The sequence below is a fragment of the Xenorhabdus doucetiae genome (assembly GCF_000968195.1).
GTDB classification, from domain to species: domain Bacteria; phylum Pseudomonadota; class Gammaproteobacteria; order Enterobacterales; family Enterobacteriaceae; genus Xenorhabdus; species Xenorhabdus doucetiae.
This window is the reverse complement of the sequence record NZ_FO704550.1, coordinates 1,827,165-1,848,841: the sequence shown is the minus strand read 5'-3', so window position 1 is coordinate 1,848,841 and position 21,677 is coordinate 1,827,165. Positions and strand designations below refer to the sequence as shown.

Genomic DNA, 21,677 nt, shown 5'->3' with positions numbered 1-21,677 from the left:
GAACCGCCTGTTTACCCGCCCACAGAGGAAAACCGTCATGGAAACCCAACCGACTTTTACCCTTGCAACCCTGCGCCAGCAACTGGAGGCTTACCTTGAAATCCAGAGCGCCAGCGGCCGCAGCAGCCGGACACCGGAAACTTACCGGGAATGGCTGATGCCGTTCGTGGACTGGTGCGAGATGCGGGGTATCCGCCATGCCCCCCAGGTGAGCCTGCCTGTACTGGAAGGCTGGCAGCGGTATCTGCGCAGTTACCGCAAGGCAGACGGCCAACATTACAGCCCTAACAGCCAGTTACAGCGGCTTCGTTGCCTGCGGGGCTGGTTCCGTTGGTTATTGCAGCGGCACCATATCTTGTACAATCCGGCGGACATGTTAATCCTGCCGAAAGAGGAACAGCGGCTGCCCATGCAGGTACTGAGTGACACCGAGACAGAGCAGGTGCTGAACAGCCTCGACACCCGGACGCCGCTGGGCCTGCGTAACCGTGCCGTGCTGGAAGTGCTCTGGAGTACGGGTATCCGGCGTGCCGAGCTGATTAACCTGCGGCTGGGGGATATCGACCGCCATCGTGGTGTCGTCGCGGTGCGGCAGGGAAAACAGGGGCATGACCGGCTCGTGCCGATAGGGGAACGGGCGCTGGCATGGCTGGAGCGGTATCTGGCTGACGTGCGCCCGCAACTGGCTTACCGCTATGACAGCGGATACGTGTTTATCACCGTCAGGGGTAACCCGTTGTCACGCAACACCTTAACGCAGATGGCCGGGCATACTATCCGGGAAGAAGCCAAACTCGACAAAGCCGGGTCATGTCACGTGTTCCGGCACTCAATGGCCACGCAGATGCTGGAGAACGGCGCGGATACCCGGCATATCCAGGCGATACTGGGGCATAAGAAGCTGGAAACGACACAAATTTACACGCGGGTTGCCATCGGACACCTGAAGGAAGTGCATCACCAGACACATCCGGCTGAACGTGATACACAGGCACAAGCGGATAATCCGGTGCAGAACGTCCCCCGTGGACGTCGCGGACAGCCCGATAATCCCCGTTGAGTTCGCCGGGTGCTGCGCGGGGGCAGACCGTGGCCGGACTGCCCGTCAGCCCCGGTGATAGCGGGGGTAAATAGGCAATGGGCGGCCTGAGCCGGGGTGTCCCCGTTAAGCCGGTGCAGGCCGCCCAAAGCCTATTCAACATAATGCGAGGGGATTATACGCACGGCGCCGCCAGTCCCCGGCGTCAGCCTGCGGCACGGTGAGCGGCTTCATGCGTATAATCTGCATTATGTCGGTGCCCCCACCTATCGGCATCGCCGGGGTGCCGCCGCACAAGGCTTCGCCTTCTGCTCTGACCTGTTGGGCCAGCCCTTGGCAAACACCGCGCACAAACGCCAACACCCTGCCATCGTTCAGCCAGCCGGCTTCTTCCTTAGCTGCCCTGCCCGCGTCCGGCCAACCCCCCTGTAGGCAGGTCGGCCTGCGGCCTCCGTTTTTACCTCCCCCGCCCCGGCCCCGCTGCACTGGCTGCGCGCGGCTCGCACTGCGCTGCGCTCCGTTGCTCGTTGCCGTGCTCGCCATCTCCGCCCCGTGCAGCCCCCGCAGGGGGCTTCCCTGTTGGGACGGTGCCATCAACAAAACAGTGAATAACCGAAGCCCCGCTGCCTGAGAGCGTCGCAGGGGCGCCGCTTGCAGGCTCTATGCCGCCCGCACCCGCAGAACGGCCGCCCGCCGCCCAGACAAGCTGGGCGACGTTCGCCCGTTGCCGAAAGGGAAACACATCACAAAATCAAGCTGTTGAGTCAACGCGCGCGAGCACAGGCGCTATACTGCACTACAGCAAACGGGCGCAATGGACTGAAAGTGCACATCGGGGATCGGGCAAAAAAACCTTTACCCCAACGGGTAAAACCGGCTCTTTAACAATCTGTTATTAAAGAAAAAATCCTGCCTAAAAAGTATGGTCGTGTCGGGGTAATCCCTAAGACCCGTTTGGGCTAGCAGGCTGTCATTCACAAAAGAGAAAATATTGGTCTTCTGATCCTGTCACCTTTAATGGCAATAAAGTCTATCAACGAGATGATTTATTCGATCCTCAAAAAATGACAACATGGAGGGATAAAGGGAAAGTGATCAGGGGAACGAATATTGAACGGATGGCATCAGGTAGAGCACCGGTTGGGTATGATGGTAAGGCTGTCAATTTACATCATATGTTACAAACTCAACATGGCCCTATAGCTGAGCTTAGCCAGACATTCCATAAAACCAATCACAAAGCAATTCATATAAATCCTAATACCATTCCTTCAGGAATAGATCGTGCTGCATTTAATAAATGGAGAGAACAGTATTGGATGAACAGAGCTGGAGATTTTAAATGAATAGAGAGAAATTATTAGATCTATTTGTTCAACATTCTGATCTATTAAATATGGGTAACACAGATGATGCACCTTCAACTGAATGGATAGAAAAAGCAGAAAGCGCATTGTCATTGACCTTACCTGATGATTATAAATGGTTTTTAGGCAGGTTTGGGGGCGGCGATATATGTGGTGATGAAATATACAGTATATATTGCATTCCGTTCGAAGAGGCTGTAGGTGGTGACTTAGTATACCAAAATACAATAGCTAATGATTATCTGAATGAAGGGCGTTTAGTTGTATCAAATACAGACTTTGGAGAAGAGTTTTACTTTGATACCAGAGAATTGAAAGCTATTTATGTTGCATTGGGTGAAGAGCATAAATTGTATGCAAGCAATTTTATCGAATTCTTATATAAAAGATTAATGTCTTATATTTAAGATTAAAGCCGGAAAGATCCCCGTGATCTTCCGGCTTTTTTATTTACCGTGGTGCGTATCCGTGCCAGGCCAGCGCCGACTGTAACCGCCCTATCGCGTCCTTAATCAGCCAGGCTTCATCGTCATTTACCGCACAGGCGCGTATCTCCGCCCAGCTCAGCCGCTTGACCAGTTGCGCCAGTGCCATCGCTTCCTCGTGGCTCAGGTGCACTTCCTCTAGCCGCTCAATGCCTGTTCTCATTAGCTGCCTTCCCTTAAACGGTTTTGTAGTCGCCAATCAGCTCGCGCTGGCGCTGGTATTGCTGTTTGAGGCTGTTCGTCTCGTCGCTGTCGGGGATCAGCACTAAACAGCCGTCCATAATCTTCACCGTGACCGAGCCGCCAATCTCAAACCCTGCGGCCTTAAGCCATTGCCCCTTAAGGTGTATTGCGGGCGGGGCGTTGGCCTTGTCGTTTTGCGGGACGTATCCCACGGTGTAATAACGTTCTGTTTTAGCAGCTTTATTTTGAGCCGCGTTTTGCTTAGAATGCGCCTTAGCCATGTTCAACTCCTTAATAGTTGCTTATGGTTAGCAGCGTGTTCGGGTGCCCGCCCGAATACGTTGCGTTAATCGTTTTTACTTCATCTTGGAAGACCAGCGTTCAGCTTCGTACTTAATGATCATGCCTTCCAGCACTTCCTTAATGACCTGCCGCTGTTCAGGCTGCATGTTGCTGATAGCCTGAAACTGTAGAGCCAAGTCGCTATCAGGTTGTAGCTCGTTGTCTTCAAATATCAATGAATCCGTCGTCACCCGCAATGTCTGCGCGATCTTCTTAATCGCTTCCAGCGACGGTAACGAAATCCCGCCTTCATAACGTTTTATCTGTGTCACGTGAATGCCGATAGCATCCGCCAATGCCTGTTGTGACAAGCCTTTTTGCTTGCGCAGGGTGATGAGTCTGTTAGCAATACTCATTGAATTAAACCAGTCAGAGAAATTTGCCGTCATTCTATCCCCCAAAAAGTGCTTGCTTTATATTGGTATCTTATCGGATACTAAATAAAAGAGCAATGGAATCTTGACGCAATTTTAGGAAGGTCACTTTATGGCTCGCATTCCCGACGCAGAATTACAGCACCTGAAATCCGCCGTCTCTTTAGTTGCCGTTATCGGGCAACAGGGGCGGAAGTTAACCCCGCGCGGCAAGGACATGGCCGTGCTGTGCCCGTTCCATCAGGAAAAAACGCCCTCAATGGTGATCACGCCGTCGAAGAACCTCTATCACTGCTTTGGCTGTAACGCGGGCGGGTCGGTGCTGGACTGGGTGATGCAAACCGAAGGCTTGAGCCTGCGTCATGCGGTTGAGTGGTTGCGGGGCACGCTGGGCGAAAACCCGGCGGTTCAGCCGCTGGTTGAGTCTCCCGAATCGCCGTTGCTGGCCGAGAATGAAGCCGGGCGGCAGGCACTGCTGCACCGGGTGGTTGAGTTTTATCACCATACCCTGCTCAACGCGCCGGAGATGCAGGCGTTCCTGAGCGCAAGGAAGCTCAACCATCCTGAACTGGTCGCCCATTTTAAGCTGGGCTTTGCCAACCGCACGCTGGGCTATCGGCTGCCCGCCAAGCAACTGAAAGCCGGGGCTGAAATCCGCGCCCGCCTGCGGTCGGTCGGGATCTTGCGGGAGAACGGGCGTGAGCACTTGCGCGGCTCGCTGGTTGTGCCGGTGATAACGCCGGAGGGGCAGATACGGGAACTCTACGGCCGCAAAATCTGCGATCGTGTACGGCCGGGTACACCGTTACATCTGTACCTGCCGGGGGAACATGGCGGCGTCTGGAATGAAGCGGCACTGATGGCCTCAAAAAGCCTGATCCTGTGTGAAGCGCTGATCGATGCGATGTCGTTCTGGGTTGCCGGGTATCGCCATGTCACCGCCGCTTATGGCGTGCATGGTGTGACCGCTGATCACTGGCAGGCGTTTGAACGTTACGGCACTAAGCAGGTACTGATCGCCTTCGACAATGACAGCGCAGGCAATGAAGCGGCGGTGAAACTGGCGGCCGCACTGGCTGAGAAAGGGATCACGCCGTTGCGGGTGATGTTCCCGCCGGAAATGGACGCGAACGAGTACCTGTGCCAAATGGCAGAGCCGGAAGCGGCTTTCGGCCTGTTGCTGGCGAGCGCGATGCCGATGTTAACGGCCGTCACCGCGCGTGCAGAGGCGGCACCGTCAGCCCCGGCAGATATCGCCCCTGCGCCTGTTTTGACGGCCACGGCGACAACGCAAAACCCCACGCCCGGCCTTGTCTGGGAAGCCGGGGCAGACGGTGAGCTTAAGATCTCACTGGACAGCCTGCGCTGGTGCATCCGGGGACTGTCGGGCGTAAAAGCGGGCGCGGTTGCCCTGAAACTCAATGCGCAGGTTATTGATAGTCAAAGCGGCGTCATGTTCCTGGATGGGGTTGACCTGATGAGCGCCCGCAGCCGTCAGGGCTATGCGCGGATGGCGGCGGCTGAGCTGGGGCTGGCCGAGGGGGAACTCCGCCGTGCCCTGGGACAGGTATTACTGGCCGTTGAGCAATGGCAGCAGCAGGGAGAAAGTTCGGCAGCGGCAGTGCCTGAACTGAACGAGGCCGAGCGGGAAGCGGCGCTGGCCTTGCTGCAAGACCCGAACCTGACAGCGCGCATCACGCAGGATCTTGCCACCTGCGGCGTCGTGGGGGAATCAACCAACCTGTTAGCCGGCTTTTTGGCGGCCGTGAGCCGAAAGTTGCCTAAACCCTTAGCTGTCCTGATCCAGAGCAGCAGCGCGGCGGGGAAATCGTCCCTGATGGATGCCATACTCAACCTGATACCGGAAGAAGAACGCATCCAGTACAGCGCCATGACCGGGCAGAGCCTGTTCTACCTCGGTGAAACCAATCTCCAGCACAAGATACTGGCTATCGCCGAAGAAGAAGGGGTGCGGCAGGCGGCTTATGCGCTCAAGCTGTTGCAGAGTGACGGCGAGCTGACGATGGCGAGTACGGGCAAGGATGAAGCGACCGGAAACCTCGTCACCAAAAGCTACACGGTGAAAGGCCCGGTGATGCTGATGTTGACGACCACGGCGATCGATGTCGATGAAGAATTATTGAATCGCTGTCTGGTGCTGACCATCAATGAAACCCGCGAACAGACCGAAGCGATCCATGCCTTGCAGCGCCACAAACAAACCCTTGAAGGGTTGCTGGCTGAGAACGAGCGGGAGTATCTCACCACATTGCACCAGAACGCCCAGCGGCTGTTAAGGCCGCTCAATGTGGTTAATCCTTACGCGAGCCAGTTGACCTTTATGTCTGACAAAACCCGTACCCGCCGCGACCACATGAAGTATCTCACGCTCATTCAGAGCATCGCGTTGCTGCACCAGTACCAGCGGGAAATCAAGATCGCCGAGCATCGCGGCCGCAAGCTGGAATACATCGAAGTCACGAAAGACGATATCCGGCTGGCGAACCAGCTCGCGCATGACATCTTAGGCCGGACGCTCGACGAGATGCCGCCGCAGACCCGCAAGCTGTTGCTGCTTATCCGGCAGATGGTGCATGACATGGCGGCCAGCAGGCAGCAGACCCTGCGTGAAATGCGCTTTACGCGGCGGGATATCCGCGACTTTACCCAATGGAGTGACAACCAGCTTAAGGTGCATTGCCAGCGGCTGGCTGATATGGAATACCTGCTTATCCACGGCGGCAGTCGCGGGCACCTGTTGCAGTATGAGCTGTTATGGGATGGCGACCGTGCCGAAGGCAGCCACCTGTGTGGCCTGATTGACTTGCCGGACAGCCCGGAAGAGTCAACGCCATAACCTTATGATGTTCGCAAGTTGGATTGGGAATGTCGCAAGTTGCCACCAAGTTGGCCTCAGGTTGGTGCCAAGTTGGGGCAACAAAATCAGCCACAAAGCCCGTGCTGGCAAGGCTTCACCGCCCGTAAGTTGGAAAAACGCAAAAATCACTGTTCCGGCCTCCTTAATACATCCCATCATACCGTCGTGCCGGAACCGCCTGTTTACCCGCCCACAGAGGAAAACCGTCATGGAAACCCAACCGACTTTTACCCTTGCAACCCTGCGCCAGCAACTGGAGGCTTACCTTGAAATCCAGAGCGCCAGCGGACGCAGCAACCGGACACCGGAAACTTACCGGGAATGGCTGATGCCGTTCGTGGACTGGTGCGAGATGCGGGGTATCCGCCATGCCCCCCAGGTGAGCCTGCCGGTACTGGAAGGCTGGCAGCGGTATCTGCGCAGTTACCGCAAGGCAGACGGCCAACATTACAGCCCTAACAGCCAGTTACAGCGGCTTCGTTGCCTGCGGGGCTGGTTCCGTTGGTTATTGCAGCGGCACCATATCTTGTACAATCCGGCGGACATGTTAATCCTGCCGAAAGAGGAACAGCGGCTGCCCATGCAGGTACTGAGTGACACCGAGACAGAGCAGGTGCTGAACAGCCTCGACACCCGGACGCCGCTGGGCCTGCGTAACCGTGCCGTGCTGGAAGTGCTCTGGAGTACGGGTATCCGGCGTGCCGAGCTGATTAACCTGCGGCTGGGGGATATCGACCGCCATCGTGGTGTCGTCGCGGTGCGGCAGGGAAAACAGGGGCATGACCGGCTCGTGCCGATAGGGGAACGGGCGCTGGCATGGCTGGAGCGGTATCTGGCTGACGTGCGCCCGCAACTGGCTTACCGCTATGACAGCGGATACGTGTTTATCACCGTCAGGGGTAACCCGTTGTCACGCAACACCTTAACGCAGATGGCCGGGCATACTATCCGGGAAGAAGCCAAACTCGACAAAGCCGGGTCATGTCACGTGTTCCGGCACTCAATGGCCACGCAGATGCTGGAGAACGGCGCGGATACCCGGCATATCCAGGCGATACTGGGGCATAAGAAGCTGGAAACGACACAAATTTACACGCGGGTTGCCATCGGACACCTGAAGGAAGTGCATCACCAGACACATCCGGCTGAACGTGATACACAGGCACAAGCGGATAATCCGGTGCAGAACGTCCCCCGTGGACGTCGCGGACAGCCCGATAATCCCCGTTGAGTTCGCCGGGTGCTGCGCGGGGGCAGACCGTGGCCGGACTGCCCGTCAGCCCCGGTGATAGCGGGGGTAAATAGGCAATGGGCGGCCTGAGCCGGGGTGTCCCCGTTAAGCCGGTGCAGGCCGCCCAAAGCCTATTCAACATAATGCGAGGGGATTATACGCACGGCGCCGCCAGTCCCCGGCGTCAGCCTGCGGCACGGTGAGCGGCTTCATGCGTATAATCTGCATTATGTCGGTGCCCCCACCTATCGGCATCGCCGGGGTGCCGCCGCACAAGGCTGGCGCCTTCTGCTCTAACCTGCCGAGCCAGCCCTTGGCAATCCGCGTTCTTCCTTAGCTGCCCTGCCCGCGTCCGGCCAACCCCCCTGTAGGCAGGTCGGCCTGCGGCCTCCGTTTTTACCTCCCCCGCCCCGGCCCCGCTGCACTGGCTGCGCGCGGCTCGCACTGCGCTGCGCTCCGTTGCTCGTTGCCGTGCTCGCCATCTCCGCCCCGTGCAGCCCCCGCAGGGGGCTTCCCTGTTGGGACGGTGCCATCAACAAAACAGTGAATAACCGAAGCCCCGCTGCCTGAGAGCGTCGCAGGGGCGCCGCTTGCAGGCTCTATGCCGCCCGCACCCGCAGAACGGCCGCCCGCCGCCCAGACAAGCTGGGCGACGTTCGCCCGTTGCCGAAAGGGAAACACATCACAAAATCAAGCTGTTGAGTCAACGCGCGCGAGCACAGGCGCTATACTGCACTACAGCAAACGGGCGCAATGGACTGAAAGTGCACATCGGGGATCGGGCAAAAAAACCTTTACCCCAACGGGTAAAACCGGCTCTTTAACAATCTGTTATTAAAGAAAAAATCCTGCCTAAAAAGTATGGTCGTGTCGGGGTAATCCCTAAGACCCATTCGGGTTAGCGGGTTGTAGCATAAAACCAGGGAAAAACTTTAAAGATCATTTCATTCGACACAAAGGTATTCTTGAAAAATATTTAGGCAAAAAATATCCAAAATGGAAAGTGGATGAAGGTGCCGAATTCTTAAAAGATATTGAATCATTAAGAGATAGTGGAAAATTAGTTCACGTTGGGAAAGGTACTATTAAAAAAGATCAACCTCTTATGGATGTATATAGAGGAGAAGGGATGACATATATATCCAAAAAACTCCCTGATGGTACAGAAGAGTTTGTGACACTCATTGAGTCAGGTAAGGGTATGGATATTGGAATCATTTTTTCTCCATAAAGGGAAGGTATACCTTGAAAAGCTTTATAGAAAGTATGCAACATCAATCGCTACACGATGTAATGATTACTGGTTATACAGACACGGATGAGTACTCTCGCTTCCATCCAATGTATGAAAGGATGTATTTTATTTTTGATGAAAAAATACTCGAATTATACATAAATGATAATGGCGTTATTGATTGTAGGACTCTTTCAAAAATAGATGTGTGGTTTGATTTAGATGAGGATGATAAATTTTCACTGATGTCAATATATTCACAATTGTTTAAAACAGAGCAGGATGTGACTGTTTTAAGTATAGATCATCATGTTACTCCTTTTTCTAAAATGAAAATCAATTATAAAGAAGGTGATATTAAAAGAGAGTTATTGTTAGATCCTAATAATTTCTTTGGGTTTACCTTCTTGTAATTGACATGATGGAGATTTCTAACGGGTATAAGTTCAGCAACCATATACCCTTAGGAGTTATCGAAGCAGATGTAAAATGATTATAAAGCCGGAAAGATCCCCGCGATCTTCCGGCTTTGTTCTTTCTAAGAGCAGCTCACGCCCTGCCCTTAGCGGCTTTTGTAGTCGCCAATCAGCTCGCGCATCCTCAGCTTAATTTCACTGATTTGCTCGCGCTGGCGCTGGTATTGCTGCTTGAGGCTGTGGGTCTCGTCACTGTCGGGGATCAGCACTAAACAGCCGTCCATGATCTTCACCGTCACCGAGCCGCCAATCTCAAACCCGGCGGCCTTAAGCCATTGCCCCTTAAGGTGTATTGCGGGCGGTGCTTTGGCTTTGTCGTTTTGCGGGACGTATCCCACAGTGTAATAACGTTCTGTTTTGGCGGCTTTATTTTGAGCCGCGTTTTGCTTAGAATGCGCCTTAGCCATGTTCAACTCCTATTTAGTTGCTTATGGTTAGCGGCGGAAATGAGGTGCGAACTCATGTTCTGCCGCGTCTTTCTAGCTTTAACGCTTGATGTTGTTTAATCCCATCACCTGTTCAACCATCGCCTTCTTAACAAAACTGTCAAGTATCACGATCAGGGCTTGTTGATCGGTATCGGGCAACGAATCCGCTTTTTGCCACAGCGAATGTAAGGTATGGTTGCGGATCTTCACTTCATCCGAGACCGCCTTGCGGCCAACCAACTCATCTATCGTCACCTGAAGGACATCTGCGATCTTAATCACCGTCTCCAGATGGGGCGCACTCGCGCCTTTTTCCCAGCGGTTATAAGCTCGCGGATCAACGCCAAGCAGTTCAGCTAAACGAACCTGATTTAAATTACGGGCTTCACGCAACAAGCGAAGACGTTCTGCAAATGCTGTCATATCCAACCCTGCACACAATGAATCAATGGCGCTCATTGTACGGTCTCCTTTTTAGTTGCCTGTTGCAAATCTCATAATATATAGATAATATACTCTACATTAATGTCTATTGACAAGGCTTTAAAGAAGGAACTTTGCAATGGCTCGCATTCCCGACGCAGAATTACAGCACCTGAAATCCGCCGTCTCTTTAGTTGCCGTTATCGAGCAACAGGGGCGGCAGTTAACCCCGCGCGGCAAGGACATGACCGTGCTGTGCCCGTTCCATCAGGAAAAAACGCCCTCGATGGTGATCACGCCGTCGAAGAACCTCTATCACTGCTTTGGCTGTAACGCGGGCGGGTCGGTGCTGGACTGGGTGATGCAAACCGAAGGCTTGAGCCTGCGTCATGCGGTTGAGTGGTTGCGGGGCACGCTGGGCGAAAACCCGGCGGTTCAGCCGCTGGTTGAGTCTCCCGAATCGCCGTTGCTGGCCGAGAATGAAGCCGGGCGGCAGGCACTGCTGCACCGGGTGGTTGAGTTTTATCACCATACCCTGCTCAACGCGCCGGAGATGCAGGCGTTCCTGAGCGCACGCAAGCTCAACCATCCTGAACTGGTCGCCCATTTTAAGCTGGGCTTTGCCAACCGCACGCTGGGCTATCGGTTGCCCGCCAAGCAACTGAAAGCCGGCGCTGAAATCCGCGCCCGTCTGCGGTCAGTCGGGATCTTGCGGGAGAACGGGCGTGAGCACCTGCGCGGCTCGCTGGTTGTGCCGGTGATAACGCCGGAGGGGCAGATACGGGAACTCTATGGCCGCAAAATCTGCGATCGTGTCCGACCGGGTACCCCGCTACATCTGTACCTGCCGGGAGAACATGGCGGCGTCTGGAATGAAGCGGCCCTGATGGCCTCAAAAAGCCTGATCCTGTGTGAAGCGCTGATCGATGCGATGTCGTTCTGGGTTGCCGGGTATCGCCATGTCACCGCCGCTTATGGCGTGCATGGTGTGACCGCCGATCACTGGCAGGCGTTTGAACGTTACGGCACTAAGCAGGTACTGATCGCCTTCGACAATGACAGCGCCGGCAATGAAGCGGCGGTGAAACTGGCGGCCGCACTGGCTGAGAAAGGGATCACGCCGTTGCGGGTGATGTTCCCGCCGGAGACGGACGCGAACGAGTACCTGTGCCAAATGGCAGAGCCGGAAGCGGCTTTCGGCCTGTTGCTGGCGAGCGCGATGCCGATGTTAACGGCCGTCACCGCGCGTGCAGAGGCGGCACCGTCAGCCCCGGCAGATATCGCCCCTGCGCCTGCTTTGACGGCCCCGGTGACAGTGCAAAACCCCACGCCCGGCCTTGTCTGGGAAGCCGGGGCAGACGGGGAGCTTAAGATCTCACTGGACAGCCTGCGCTGGTGCATCCGGGGACTGTCGGGCGTAAAAGCGGGCGCGGTTGCCCTGAAACTCAATGCGCAGGTCGTTGATAGTCAAAGCGGCGTCATGTTCCTGGATGGGGTTGACCTGATGAGCGCCCGCAGCCGTCAGGGCTATGCGCGGATGGCGGCGGCTGAGCTGGGGCTGGCCGAGGGGGAACTCCGCCGTGCCCTGGGACAGGTATTACTGGCCGTTGAGCAATGGCAGCAGCAGGGAGAAAGTTCGGCAGCGGCAACGCCTGAACTGAACGAGGCCGAACGGGAAGCGGCACTGGCCTTGCTGCAAGACCCGAACCTGACAGCGCGCATCACGCAGGATCTTGCCACCTGCGGCGTCGTGGGGGAATCAACCAACCTGTTAGCCGGCTTTTTGGCGGCCGTGAGCCGAAAGTTGCCTAAACCCTTGGCTGTCCTGATCCAGAGCAGCAGCGCCGCCGGAAAATCCTCCCTGATGGATGCCGTGCTCAACCTGATACCGGAAGAAGAGCGCATCCAGTACAGCGCCATGACCGGGCAGAGCCTGTTCTACCTCGGTGAAACCAACCTGCAACACAAGATACTGGCTATCGCCGAAGAAGAAGGGGTACGGCAGGCGGCTTATGCGCTCAAGCTGTTGCAGAGTGACGGCGAGCTGACGATGGCGAGCACGGGCAAGGACGAAACCACAGGTAATCTGGTGACCAAAAGCTACACGGTGAAAGGCCCGGTGATGCTGATGCTGACGACCACGGCGATCGATGTCGATGAAGAGTTATTGAATCGCTGTCTGGTGCTGACCATCAATGAAACCCGCGAACAGACCGAAGCGATCCATGCCTTGCAGCGCCACAAACAAACCCTTGAGGGCTTACTGGCGGAGAACGAGCGGGACTATCTCATGGCATTACACCAGAACGCCCAGCGGCTGCTTAAACCCCTGAATGTCGTCAATCCCTACGCCAGCCAGTTGACGTTCCTGTCAGACAAAACCCGTACCCGCCGCGACCACATGAAGTATCTCACGCTCATTCAGAGCATCGCGTTGCTGCACCAGTATCAGCGGGAAATCAAGACCGCCGAGCATCGCGGCCGCAAGCTGGAATATATCGAAGTCACGAAAGACGATATCCGGCTGGCGAACCAGCTCGCGCACGACATCTTAGGCCGGACGCTCGACGAGATGCCGCCGCAGACCCGCAAGCTGTTGCTGCTTATCCGGCAGATGGTGCATGACATGGCGGCCAGCAGGCAGCAGACCCTGCGTGAAATGCGCTTTACGCGGCGGGATATCCGCGACTTTACCCAATGGAGTGATAACCAGCTTAAGGTACATTGCCAGCGGCTGGCCGACATGGAATACCTGCTTATCCACGGCGGCAGTCGCGGGCACCTGTTGCAGTATGAGCTGTTATGGGATGGCGACCGTGCCGAAGGCAGCCACCTGTGTGGCCTGATTGACTTGCCGGACAGCCCGGAAGAGTCAACGCCATAACCCTATGATGTTTGCAAGTTGGGCTTGGCATGTCGCAAGTTGCCACCAAGTTGGCCTCAGGTTGGTGCCAAGTTGGGGCAACAAAATCAGCCACAAAGCCCGTGCTTGCAGGGGTTTACGGCCCGCAAGTTGGAGAAACGCAAAAATCACTGTTCCGGCCTCCTTAATACATCCCATCATACCGTCGTGCCGGAACCGCCTGTTTACCCGCCCACAGAGGAAAACCGTCATGGAAACCCAACCGACTTTTACCCTTGCAACCCTGCGCCAGCAACTGGAGGCTTACCTTGAAATCCAGAGCGCCAGCGGCCGCAGCAGCCGGACACCGGAAACTTACCGGGAATGGCTGATGCCGTTCGTGGACTGGTGCGAGATGCGGGGTATCCGCCATGCCCCCCAGGTGAGCCTGCCTGTACTGGAAGGCTGGCAGCGGTATCTGCGCAGTTACCGCAAGGCAGACGGCCAACATTACAGCCCTAACAGCCAGTTACAGCGGCTTCGTTGCCTGCGGGGCTGGTTCCGTTGGTTATTGCAGCGGCACCATATCTTGTACAATCCGGCGGACATGTTAATCCTGCCGAAAGAGGAACAGCGGCTGCCCATGCAGGTACTGAGTGACACCGAGACAGAGCAGGTGCTGAACAGCCTCGACACCCGGACGCCGCTGGGCCTGCGTAACCGTGCCGTGCTGGAAGTGCTCTGGAGTACGGGTATCCGGCGTGCCGAGCTGATTAACCTGCGGCTGGGGGATATCGACCGCCATCGTGGTGTCGTCGCGGTGCGGCAGGGAAAACAGGGGCATGACCGGCTCGTGCCGATAGGGGAACGGGCGCTGGCATGGCTGGAGCGGTATCTGGCTGACGTGCGCCCGCAACTGGCTTACCGCTATGACAGCGGATACGTGTTTATCACCGTCAGGGGTAACCCGTTGTCACGCAACACCTTAACGCAGATGGCCGGGCATACTATCCGGGAAGAAGCCAAACTCGACAAAGCCGGGTCATGTCACGTGTTCCGGCACTCAATGGCCACGCAGATGCTGGAGAACGGCGCGGATACCCGGCATATCCAGGCGATACTGGGGCATAAGAAGCTGGAAACGACACAAATTTACACGCGGGTTGCCATCGGACACCTGAAGGAAGTGCATCACCAGACACATCCGGCTGAACGTGATACACAGGCACAAGCGGATAATCCGGTGCAGAACGTCCCCCGTGGACGTCGCGGACAGCCCGATAATCCCCGTTGAGTTCGCCGGGTGCTGCGCGGGGGCAGACCGTGGCCGGACTGCCCGTCAGCCCCGGTGATAGCGGGGGTAAATAGGCAATGGGCGGCCTGAGCCGGGGTGTCCCCGTTAAGCCGGTGCAGGCCGCCCAAAGCCTATTCAACATAATGCGAGGGGATTATACGCACGGCGCCGCCGGCCTGCGGCGTCAACCTGAGCCACGGTGAGCGGCTTCATGCGTATAATCTGCATTATGTCGGTGCCCCCGCTTATCGGCATCGCTGACGTGCCGCCGCACAAGGCTTCGCCTTCTGCTCTGACCTGTTGGGCCAGCCCTTGGCAAACACCGCGCACAAACGCCAACACCCTGCCATCGTTCAGCCAGCCGGCTTCTTCTTTAGCTGCCCTGCCCGCATCCGGCCAACCCCCCTGTAGGCAGGTCGGCCTGCGGCCTCCGTATTTACCTCCCCCGCCCCGGCCCCGCTGCACTGGCTGCGCGCGGCTCGCACTGCGCTGCGCTCCGTTGCTCGTTGCCGTGCTCGCCATCTCCGCCCCGTGCAGCCCCCGCAGGGGGCTTCCCTGTTGGGGGCGGTGAACCCCGCCGAACCGTGCAAAACCGAAGCCCCGCTGCCTGAGAGCGTCGCAGGGCGCCGCTTGCAGGCTCTATGCCGCCCGCACCCGCAGAACGGCCGCCCGCCGTCCGGCAAGCCGGACGACGTTCGCCCGTTGCCGAAAGGGAAACGCATCACAAAATCAGGCTGTTGAGTCAACGCGCGCGAGCACAGGCGCTATACTGCACCCCGGTAAACAAAATAGCCTGAAAGCGCACATCGGGGATCGGGCAAAAAAATCTTTACCCCAACGGGTAAAACCGGCTCTTTAACAAGCTGTTATTAAAGAAAAAATCCCGCCTAAAAAGTATGGTCGTGTCGGGACAGTCCCTAAGATCCGTTCGGGTTGGCGGGTGATGACTGCAATAAATATGTAGCTTCTCTCAAAAAAATACCTAAAAATAATCCACCTAAACCTCACCAGCTTGAGGCAATGGAAAAAGCCATTAATGATATTTTTAATGGTAAAGGGATCCCTCGTATTCAATACGGCACGAAAGATAAGCAGACTGTTTTTCAAGGTAAAGGTAATGCTGCACAAGCAAGATGGAAAGGCGCATTGGAATGGGAAGTTATTCCTGGAGATAACAATCTAAGAATACTCACAAAAGATTTAGGTAATGGAAAAACCCAAATTGGGTTCAGTAATGACCATTACACCCGAATTTTTGATGTGGTAACTCAAAAGAAATAATATGATAAAAAGGGTCTAGATATGAGCAGTAAATATAAAATATTCAACACTTCTGAAGAATTAGTGCTTTCATTTAATAAAATGGTTGAATTTTATGATTATAATGGAACGGAAGGAACTCATTCTTTTGTATTTTGTGGTGTAGATAGAAAATACCTTGACTTATGCAAAAATGAATCTTATTCACTTCAATGTGAGGATTTTGAAGGCAGGCTGGATTTCGACTTTAGAATCAACAAGTTTCATGCATATGAAAACAATTTATTTTTAAATCTAAATATTTCATCTGGAATGTATGAGGTAGGTGCATTATCTCTTTTGGAATTCCAATCGGAAGATGAAAAAAGAATTTGGTTAGATATGAAAGGCAGCTTAAAAAGAAAATACATATCTGCATGTTATATAAAAAATGGATTCCCAAGAGAAATTAAAAATGAAAAAATAATCATAGAAGGCAAATGCATTCAAGATTATTATTCATTTTATTGTGAATTTGGATATGCTCTTTTTGGAAGTTATGGATATATAGGCAATAACCTTAATGCGGTATGTGATTTACTAAATGATTTGGTTGGAAACAATACAAATATCATTTGGAATGATAGTGAATTATCATTTAAAGCCATTGATAACAGCCTCCCGGAAGGATATTATCAATCGTCATCTGAATATATACTATCATTATTAGAAGATTATTTTAATATAGAATTAAAGTGATTTTTTAATGTATAAATCCCCCTAGGGGCTTACTGGTTCTATCGATCTATTGACTGAAATAAAGCCGGAATGATCTTCCGGCTTTATTTTTTAAGAGCGGCTCACTCCCTGCCCTTAGCGGCTTTTGTAATCGCCAATCAGCTCACGCATCCGCAGTTTGATCTCACTGATTCGCTCGCGCTGGCGCTGGTATTGCTGTTTGAGGCTGTTGGTCTCGTCACTGTCGGGGATCAGTACCAGACAGCCGTCCATGATCTTCACCGTCACCGAACCGCCAATCTCAAAGCCTGCTTGTTTAAGCCATTGCCCCTTAAGGTGTATCGCGGGCGGGGCTGTGGCCTTGTCATTTTGCGGGACGTATCCCACGGTGTAATAACGTTCTGTTTTGGCGGCTTTATTTACCGCGCGGTTTTGCTTAAAATGCGCCTTAGCTATTATTAACTACCTCAAATAGTTGGCTATGGTCAGCGGTGTTGATGTGCTGAGAACACACCAACACCGCGAAATGACTTTACTGCTGCCCTACAATAAGTTTTGCCATATAAAGAAGAAAGATAATGATAGACGCTGATAACTCCCAAACACCGGAAAATGAAATACTTGAACGCAGCGTATTTTTTATTTCCGATGGAACCGCCATCACGGCAGAAGTATTAGGCCACGCCGTGTTGTCTCAATTTCCCATTACTATTACTTCCTATACCTTACCTTTCGTGACCAACAAAGCCAGGGCAGAGGAAATCAGGGATCAAATCGATGCGATATATCAACAAACCCGAATCAAGCCATTAGTTTTTTACTCCATCATTTCGGATGAAGTCAAAAGCATTATTACCCGCAGCAACGGATTCTGTCAGGATATTGTTCAAACGTTGGTCGCACCATTACAGCAAGAAATTGGCCTGGAACCAAAACCGGAATTACATCGAACTCACGGCTTATCCAAAAAAAATCTGGGGCAATATGATGCCCGCATTGCCGCCATTGATTACACCCTCGCCCATGATGATGGTATTTCATTACGCAACCTTGATCAGGCTCAGGTCATTATTCTCGGCGTATCCCGTTGTGGAAAAACCCCAACCAGCCTCTATCTTGCCATGCAATTTGGCATTCAGGCAGCAAACTATCCGTTTACCGATGATGATATGGATAATTTGCAATTACCTGCCGCCTTAAAGCCCTTTCAGCATAAATTATTTGGCCTGACGATTAATCCGGACAGGCTTGCTGCCATTCGTGAAGAACGGAGAGAAAATAGCCGTTATGCTTCATTACGACAATGTCGGGTCGAAATTGCTGAAGTTGAAGCTTTATTCCGAAAAAATAAGATCAATTACCTGAATACCACTAATTATTCTGTTGAAGAGATTTCAGCCAAAATTATTGACAGAATGGGGTTAAAACGTCGTATGTTCTAATTTCAAAATACAAGCGTATTTAACAATATTTATTCACGATACTTTCTCACATAAATATCATGATTGTCTGTTGAATTTGCTGGGGGTTGAGTTATTGTGATCCCCCAGTCATTTCAGACTTTGTTTCAATGTGAAGTAGAATTCGAGAAAGTATATGTACAAAACAGATGAACTAAGAACCCACCGCATTGATAGCCTAATTACACCGAAAGCGCTTGCCGAACAATATCCTATATCAGATAAAGTCTTGCAAAATGTGACATTGTCACGGCAACGTATTGAATCCATCCTGACAGGCGATGATCAGCGTTTACTGGTCATTATTGGCCCCTGCTCTATTCATGATATTGACGCCGCCCTTGATTATGCCTCTCGCTTACGCACTCTGCGCGAAAAATACCAGCATAATCTGGAGATTGTGATGCGAACCTATTTCGAGAAACCGAGGACTGTGGTTGGCTGGAAGGGGCTGATTTCAGATCCCATGCTGGATGGCTCTTGTCAGGTCAATAAAGGGATCTCCCTTGCCCGTAAGCTATTAATTGATATCAATGAATTAGGTGTCCCGACGGCTACCGAATTTCTGGACATGGTCACGGGTCAATATATTGCCGATTTAATTAGTTGGGGAGCGATTGGCGCCAGAACGACAGAAAGCCAAATTCATCGAGAAATGGCCTCCGCCTTATCATGCCCAGTAGGTTTTAAAAATGGGACGGATGGTAATACGCGTATCGCCATTGATGCCATACGTGCTGCACGCGCCAAGCATATGTTTTTGTCGCCGGATAAACATGGTCAGATGACCATCTATCAAACCAGCGGAAACCCCTACGGGCATATTATTATGCGTGGTGGGAAAACACCGAATTACAGTGCCGAAGATATCACTGCAACCTGCCATAAATTACGCGAATTGCACTTACCTGAGCGTTTGATTGTGGATTGCAGCCATGCTAATTGCCAGAAAATTCATCGTCGTCAGCTAGATATAGCAAGAAATATTGGTGAACAAATCCAAGCAGGCTCAACAGCGATTGCCGGGGTGATGGCTGAAAGTTTTTTAGTTGAAGGAACACAAAAAGTCATCAAAGGAGGAACTTTAACATACGGTCAATCGATTACCGACCCCTGCCTTGGCTGGCAAGATACGGAGAAATTTATCAGTATTCTTGATGAAGCCATGAAAAACCGTTCTTGAGTCCTTTTCTTTTTCTGGCTCCTGCAACCATCGGAGCCAGTTGCCAGCCAAAATAGTCAGTTAACTTCAAAAATAACAACACAAATTTAGGTATAAAAAAATAGCTTGAAGTTAACCACCATTGAAACGATAATTATTCTCAATATTGGAATAATTATTGTTCAAATTTGGTTATGGAAAAATTAACACATCATCAATGTTGCTACTCAGCAAATTTATTCTAATACAATAAAAAATCTAACAAGCTCACTGCGAATATCAGTGAGATTTTAATGACTTGTATTTATAAAAACACATTATTTCACCACGGAAATTGACCTGCATGACTCGAATTAAATCACCAAGCCTAAAATTGTCTACCTTGAGTGTTGTTATCTTCGCGAGTTTATCTTCTGCGAATGCAACGACCATTCATTCTGAAACCGTACATGCCAAAAAAGACAAGTCATCCAAAGATACGTTGACGGTATATGCTACCGGCAACCAGCGTGACAGTTTTGAAGCCCCGATGATGGTGACAGTCATTGACAACCAGTCGGCCAGTAATCACGTCGCTGGCAATGCGAATGATTTACTGCGCAATATTCCGGGTATTGATATCGCGGGAGTTGGTCGTGCCAATGGGCAAGATATCAGTCTGCGGGGCTATTCCCAAAAAGGCGTTTTGACCCTCGTTGATGGGATTCGACAGGGAACCGATACCGGGCACCTCAATGGGGTATTCCTCGATCCTGCCCTGATTAAGCAAGTTGAAGTTGTCCGTGGTCCATCCGCGTTACTCTATGGTAGTGGTGCCCTGGGTGGTGTTATTGCTTACCAAACTGTCGATGCCGCTGATTTATTGGAAGCAGGTAAAAATAGCGGTTTTCGTGTCTTTAGCCGTGCAGGAAGTGGTGACCACAGTTTAGGATTTGGGGGAACCGCTTTTGGTAAAACAGAACAGTTTGATGGCTTATTGGCATTTGGCACACGTGATGTGGGCAATATCCGCTACGGAAATGGTATAAAAGATCACAATGATGAAACCATCGGTAATCTATTGGCAAAAGGTTCCTGGGAAATCAATGATAGCCAAAAACTCAGCGGCAGCCTGCGATATTACCGTAATGAAGCCCATGAACCTAAAAATCCACAGACCCTAAACCAAGACAATAGTCAACGAACCGATCGCACCACAGCACAACGTGATGCTCAATTGTCTTATCAATTGAATCCGGCACAATTCAGTTGGTTAAATGCCAAAGCGGATATCTATTATTCCGATATCAATATTAATAGCAAAAGTAAAGACAAGGATTTTGAAGGCCGCAAACAAGAAACCTATGGTGTAAAACTTGAAAACCGCTCTCATTTTGCAACCACGGCTTTTGCCGCGCATCAATTTACCTATGGCGGTGAAGCCTATAAACAAAAACAGAAGCCAAGCAGCCAGAGTGTAGAGGGGTTCCCTGACGCCAATATCCGTTTTGCATCGGGCTGGATTCAGGATGAAATGACTCTGCGTGATTTGCCGGTTTCATTTATTGCGGGTACACGTTACGACAATTACAACGCCTCAAACAGCAAATATGCCGATATCAGTGCGGATAAATGGTCGTCAAAAGGCGCCATTAGCATTACCCCGACGGATTGGTCAATGCTGTTTGCCTCCTATTCACAGGCATTCCGTTCTCCGACTATGGGCGAAATGTATAACGATTCGAAACATTTTTATATGCCTCCAAGGGACGGGCGTCCCGGATTTACAAACTATTGGAAACCCAATCCAAACCTGCGTCCTGAAAGTAATGAAACGCAGGAGTATGGTTTCGGGCTGCGTTTCGATGATCTGCTTGCCAGTAATGATGGCCTGAAATTTAAGGCCAGCTATTTTGATACCAAAGCGAAAGATTACATCTCTACCACGATGACGCCTGATATGAGATTTACGACATCTTCCAATATTCCACAAGCTAAAATTTGGGGTTGGGATGTTTCTATGACATACGATACTGACTGGTTCTCTTGGGATCTCGCTTACAACCGTACAACGGGTAAAAACGCAGAAACAGGGAAATCGATAGAAGCCCTCAGCCCGGATACCCTGACCAGCACTCTGGACATTCCATTGTCTACAACCGGTTTTTCCATTGGATGGATCGGGAAATTTACCCAACATACTCACATCAGGGGAGTCAATGGGGACAGAAATGAACGTGGCCGGAAAATCACTCAATACGCAGGTTATGGCGTCAATGACTTCTATGTCAGCTATCACGGCGAGGGTGAATTAAAAGGATTAACAACTTCTGTTGTACTGGGTAACGCTTTCGATAAAGCCTATTCCTCACCACTGGGGGCACCACAGAATGGCCGTAATGCTAAACTGTTCGTCAGCTATCAGTGGTAAGTAACCCGCCATTGATTTTAACTAGATTGTTTTTGAATAAATCGTTTTTAAATAAATCGTGTTTAAACGCCG

General features: G+C 52.2%; 26 protein-coding genes. 16 read left to right on the top strand and 10 right to left on the bottom strand.

Annotated elements, in window-relative coordinates; genetic code table 11:
- The first annotated feature begins 37 nt into the window (after positions 1 to 37).
- Positions 38 to 1,060, top strand: coding sequence for a site-specific tyrosine recombinase XerC (gene xerC / locus XDD1_RS08480; protein WP_045970311.1), 1,023 nt, complete (start codon positions 38 to 40; stop codon positions 1,058 to 1,060).
- Positions 1,061 to 1,195: 135 nt separating this feature from the next.
- Here xerC (XDD1_RS08480) and XDD1_RS08475 read toward each other — a convergent pair whose 3' ends face one another.
- A complete protein-coding gene (locus XDD1_RS08475) occupies positions 1,196 to 1,525 on the bottom strand; it encodes a hypothetical protein (protein WP_156979653.1) in 330 nt (109 codons plus the stop codon).
- Between the two features lie 176 nt (positions 1,526 to 1,701).
- Between XDD1_RS08475 and XDD1_RS08470 the strand changes: the two genes are divergently transcribed.
- From XDD1_RS08470 to XDD1_RS08460, 3 genes are all read left to right on the top strand, one after another.
- Entirely contained in the window at positions 1,702 to 1,938 is a 237-nt protein-coding gene (locus tag XDD1_RS08470) for a hypothetical protein (protein WP_045970321.1), read from the top strand.
- Between the two features lie 219 nt (positions 1,939 to 2,157).
- On the top strand, positions 2,158 to 2,385 hold the full coding sequence (locus XDD1_RS08465) for an HNH/ENDO VII family nuclease (protein ID WP_231854482.1): 228 nt from the start codon (positions 2,158 to 2,160) through the stop codon (positions 2,383 to 2,385).
- The gene (locus XDD1_RS08460) at positions 2,382 to 2,813 is read left to right on the top strand and encodes an SMI1/KNR4 family protein (RefSeq protein ID WP_045970335.1); all 432 of its coding nucleotides are present in this window, start codon (positions 2,382 to 2,384) and stop codon (positions 2,811 to 2,813) included. The genes XDD1_RS08465 and XDD1_RS08460 overlap by 4 nt, the downstream gene beginning before the upstream one ends.
- A 43-nt stretch (positions 2,814 to 2,856) precedes the next feature.
- On the opposite strand, the gene XDD1_RS08455 is transcribed toward XDD1_RS08460, so the two are convergent.
- From XDD1_RS08455 to XDD1_RS08445, 3 genes are all read right to left on the bottom strand, one after another.
- Complete coding sequence (locus XDD1_RS08455) at positions 2,857 to 3,054, bottom strand: DUF7706 family protein (protein WP_045970333.1); 198 nt, start codon at positions 3,052 to 3,054, stop codon at positions 2,857 to 2,859.
- Positions 3,055 to 3,067: 13 nt separating this feature from the next.
- The gene (locus XDD1_RS08450; RefSeq protein ID WP_045970331.1) at positions 3,068 to 3,355 is read right to left on the bottom strand and encodes a SymE family type I addiction module toxin; all 288 of its coding nucleotides are present in this window, start codon (positions 3,353 to 3,355) and stop codon (positions 3,068 to 3,070) included.
- 75 nt (positions 3,356 to 3,430) lie between these two features.
- Positions 3,431 to 3,772 (bottom strand): helix-turn-helix domain-containing protein, encoded by a 342-nt coding sequence (locus XDD1_RS08445; protein WP_045973410.1) that lies wholly within the window; start codon positions 3,770 to 3,772, stop codon positions 3,431 to 3,433.
- A 130-nt stretch (positions 3,773 to 3,902) separates the two neighbouring features.
- Here XDD1_RS08445 and XDD1_RS08440 point away from each other — a divergent pair, with 130 nt between their 5' ends.
- Both XDD1_RS08440 and xerC (XDD1_RS08430) read left to right on the top strand, forming a co-directional pair.
- Positions 3,903 to 6,647: a CHC2 zinc finger domain-containing protein gene (locus XDD1_RS08440; RefSeq protein WP_045970329.1), complete on the top strand. Its 2,745-nt coding sequence runs from the start codon at positions 3,903 to 3,905 to the stop codon at positions 6,645 to 6,647.
- Between the two features lie 229 nt (positions 6,648 to 6,876).
- A complete protein-coding gene (xerC, locus tag XDD1_RS08430) occupies positions 6,877 to 7,899 on the top strand; it encodes a site-specific tyrosine recombinase XerC (RefSeq protein ID WP_045970325.1) in 1,023 nt (340 codons plus the stop codon).
- Between the two features lie 184 nt (positions 7,900 to 8,083).
- Here the strand turns inward: xerC (XDD1_RS08430) and XDD1_RS19410 are convergent, their stop codons facing one another.
- The gene (locus tag XDD1_RS19410) at positions 8,084 to 8,344 is read right to left on the bottom strand and encodes a hypothetical protein (protein ID WP_156979652.1); all 261 of its coding nucleotides are present in this window, start codon (positions 8,342 to 8,344) and stop codon (positions 8,084 to 8,086) included.
- Positions 8,345 to 8,500: 156 nt separating this feature from the next.
- Between XDD1_RS19410 and XDD1_RS08420 the strand changes: the two genes are divergently transcribed.
- The 3 genes from XDD1_RS08420 (at position 8,501) to XDD1_RS08410 (ending at position 9,546) form a co-directional block, all read left to right on the top strand.
- Positions 8,501 to 8,737, top strand: coding sequence for a hypothetical protein (locus XDD1_RS08420; protein WP_045970321.1), 237 nt, complete (start codon positions 8,501 to 8,503; stop codon positions 8,735 to 8,737).
- 165 nt (positions 8,738 to 8,902) lie between these two features.
- Positions 8,903 to 9,130 carry a hypothetical protein gene (locus XDD1_RS08415; protein ID WP_045970319.1) on the top strand — a complete coding sequence of 76 codons (228 nt, stop codon included), beginning with the start codon at positions 8,903 to 8,905 and terminating at the stop codon, positions 9,128 to 9,130.
- Positions 9,131 to 9,144: 14 nt separating this feature from the next.
- Positions 9,145 to 9,546 (top strand): hypothetical protein, encoded by a 402-nt coding sequence (locus XDD1_RS08410; RefSeq protein WP_052705663.1) that lies wholly within the window; start codon positions 9,145 to 9,147, stop codon positions 9,544 to 9,546.
- A gap of 149 nt (positions 9,547 to 9,695) precedes the next feature.
- On the opposite strand, the gene XDD1_RS08405 is transcribed toward XDD1_RS08410, so the two are convergent.
- Positions 9,696 to 10,016: a SymE family type I addiction module toxin gene (locus XDD1_RS08405; RefSeq protein ID WP_045970317.1), complete on the bottom strand. Its 321-nt coding sequence runs from the start codon at positions 10,014 to 10,016 to the stop codon at positions 9,696 to 9,698.
- Between the two features lie 78 nt (positions 10,017 to 10,094).
- Positions 10,095 to 10,496, bottom strand: a complete 402-nt coding sequence (locus XDD1_RS08400; protein WP_045970315.1) for a helix-turn-helix domain-containing protein — start codon at positions 10,494 to 10,496, stop codon at positions 10,095 to 10,097.
- A 103-nt stretch (positions 10,497 to 10,599) separates the two neighbouring features.
- On the opposite strand from XDD1_RS08400, the gene XDD1_RS08395 reads away from it, so the two are divergent.
- Positions 10,600 to 13,344, top strand: coding sequence for a CHC2 zinc finger domain-containing protein (locus XDD1_RS08395; RefSeq protein ID WP_045970313.1), 2,745 nt, complete (start codon positions 10,600 to 10,602; stop codon positions 13,342 to 13,344).
- On the opposite strand, the gene XDD1_RS19405 is transcribed toward XDD1_RS08395, so the two are convergent.
- Positions 13,333 to 13,575 carry a hypothetical protein gene (locus XDD1_RS19405; RefSeq protein ID WP_156979651.1) on the bottom strand — a complete coding sequence of 81 codons (243 nt, stop codon included), beginning with the start codon at positions 13,573 to 13,575 and terminating at the stop codon, positions 13,333 to 13,335. The genes XDD1_RS08395 and XDD1_RS19405 overlap by 12 nt on opposite strands.
- Between XDD1_RS19405 and xerC (XDD1_RS08390) the strand changes: the two genes are divergently transcribed.
- Entirely contained in the window at positions 13,574 to 14,596 is a 1,023-nt protein-coding gene (gene xerC / locus XDD1_RS08390; RefSeq protein ID WP_045970311.1) for a site-specific tyrosine recombinase XerC, read from the top strand. The genes XDD1_RS19405 and xerC (XDD1_RS08390) overlap by 2 nt on opposite strands.
- A gap of 135 nt (positions 14,597 to 14,731) precedes the next feature.
- Here xerC (XDD1_RS08390) and XDD1_RS08385 read toward each other — a convergent pair whose 3' ends face one another.
- Positions 14,732 to 15,118 (bottom strand): hypothetical protein, encoded by a 387-nt coding sequence (locus XDD1_RS08385; RefSeq protein ID WP_045970310.1) that lies wholly within the window; start codon positions 15,116 to 15,118, stop codon positions 14,732 to 14,734.
- Positions 15,119 to 15,529: 411 nt separating this feature from the next.
- Here XDD1_RS08385 and XDD1_RS08375 point away from each other — a divergent pair, with 411 nt between their 5' ends.
- Together XDD1_RS08375 and XDD1_RS08370 are read left to right on the top strand one after the other, a co-directional pair.
- Positions 15,530 to 15,877, top strand: a complete 348-nt coding sequence (locus tag XDD1_RS08375) for a hypothetical protein (protein WP_045970306.1) — start codon at positions 15,530 to 15,532, stop codon at positions 15,875 to 15,877.
- A 21-nt stretch (positions 15,878 to 15,898) separates the two neighbouring features.
- On the top strand, positions 15,899 to 16,594 hold the full coding sequence (locus XDD1_RS08370) for a barstar family protein (RefSeq protein ID WP_045970303.1): 696 nt from the start codon (positions 15,899 to 15,901) through the stop codon (positions 16,592 to 16,594).
- A gap of 114 nt (positions 16,595 to 16,708) precedes the next feature.
- Here the strand turns inward: XDD1_RS08370 and XDD1_RS08365 are convergent, their stop codons facing one another.
- Positions 16,709 to 16,960 (bottom strand): SymE family type I addiction module toxin, encoded by a 252-nt coding sequence (locus XDD1_RS08365; protein ID WP_231854481.1) that lies wholly within the window; start codon positions 16,958 to 16,960, stop codon positions 16,709 to 16,711.
- 191 nt (positions 16,961 to 17,151) lie between these two features.
- On the opposite strand from XDD1_RS08365, the gene ppsR reads away from it, so the two are divergent.
- The 3 genes from ppsR to XDD1_RS08350 all read left to right on the top strand — a co-directional run bounded on the left by ppsR (position 17,152) and on the right by XDD1_RS08350 (position 21,605).
- On the top strand, positions 17,152 to 18,015 hold the full coding sequence (gene ppsR / locus XDD1_RS08360) for a posphoenolpyruvate synthetase regulatory kinase/phosphorylase PpsR (protein WP_045970299.1): 864 nt from the start codon (positions 17,152 to 17,154) through the stop codon (positions 18,013 to 18,015).
- Positions 18,016 to 18,169: 154 nt separating this feature from the next.
- Positions 18,170 to 19,216 carry a 3-deoxy-7-phosphoheptulonate synthase gene (locus tag XDD1_RS08355; protein WP_045970297.1) on the top strand — a complete coding sequence of 349 codons (1,047 nt, stop codon included), beginning with the start codon at positions 18,170 to 18,172 and terminating at the stop codon, positions 19,214 to 19,216.
- Between the two features lie 322 nt (positions 19,217 to 19,538).
- The gene (locus tag XDD1_RS08350) at positions 19,539 to 21,605 is read left to right on the top strand and encodes a TonB-dependent hemoglobin/transferrin/lactoferrin family receptor (protein ID WP_045970295.1); all 2,067 of its coding nucleotides are present in this window, start codon (positions 19,539 to 19,541) and stop codon (positions 21,603 to 21,605) included.
- Positions 21,606 to 21,677 lie beyond the last annotated feature (72 nt).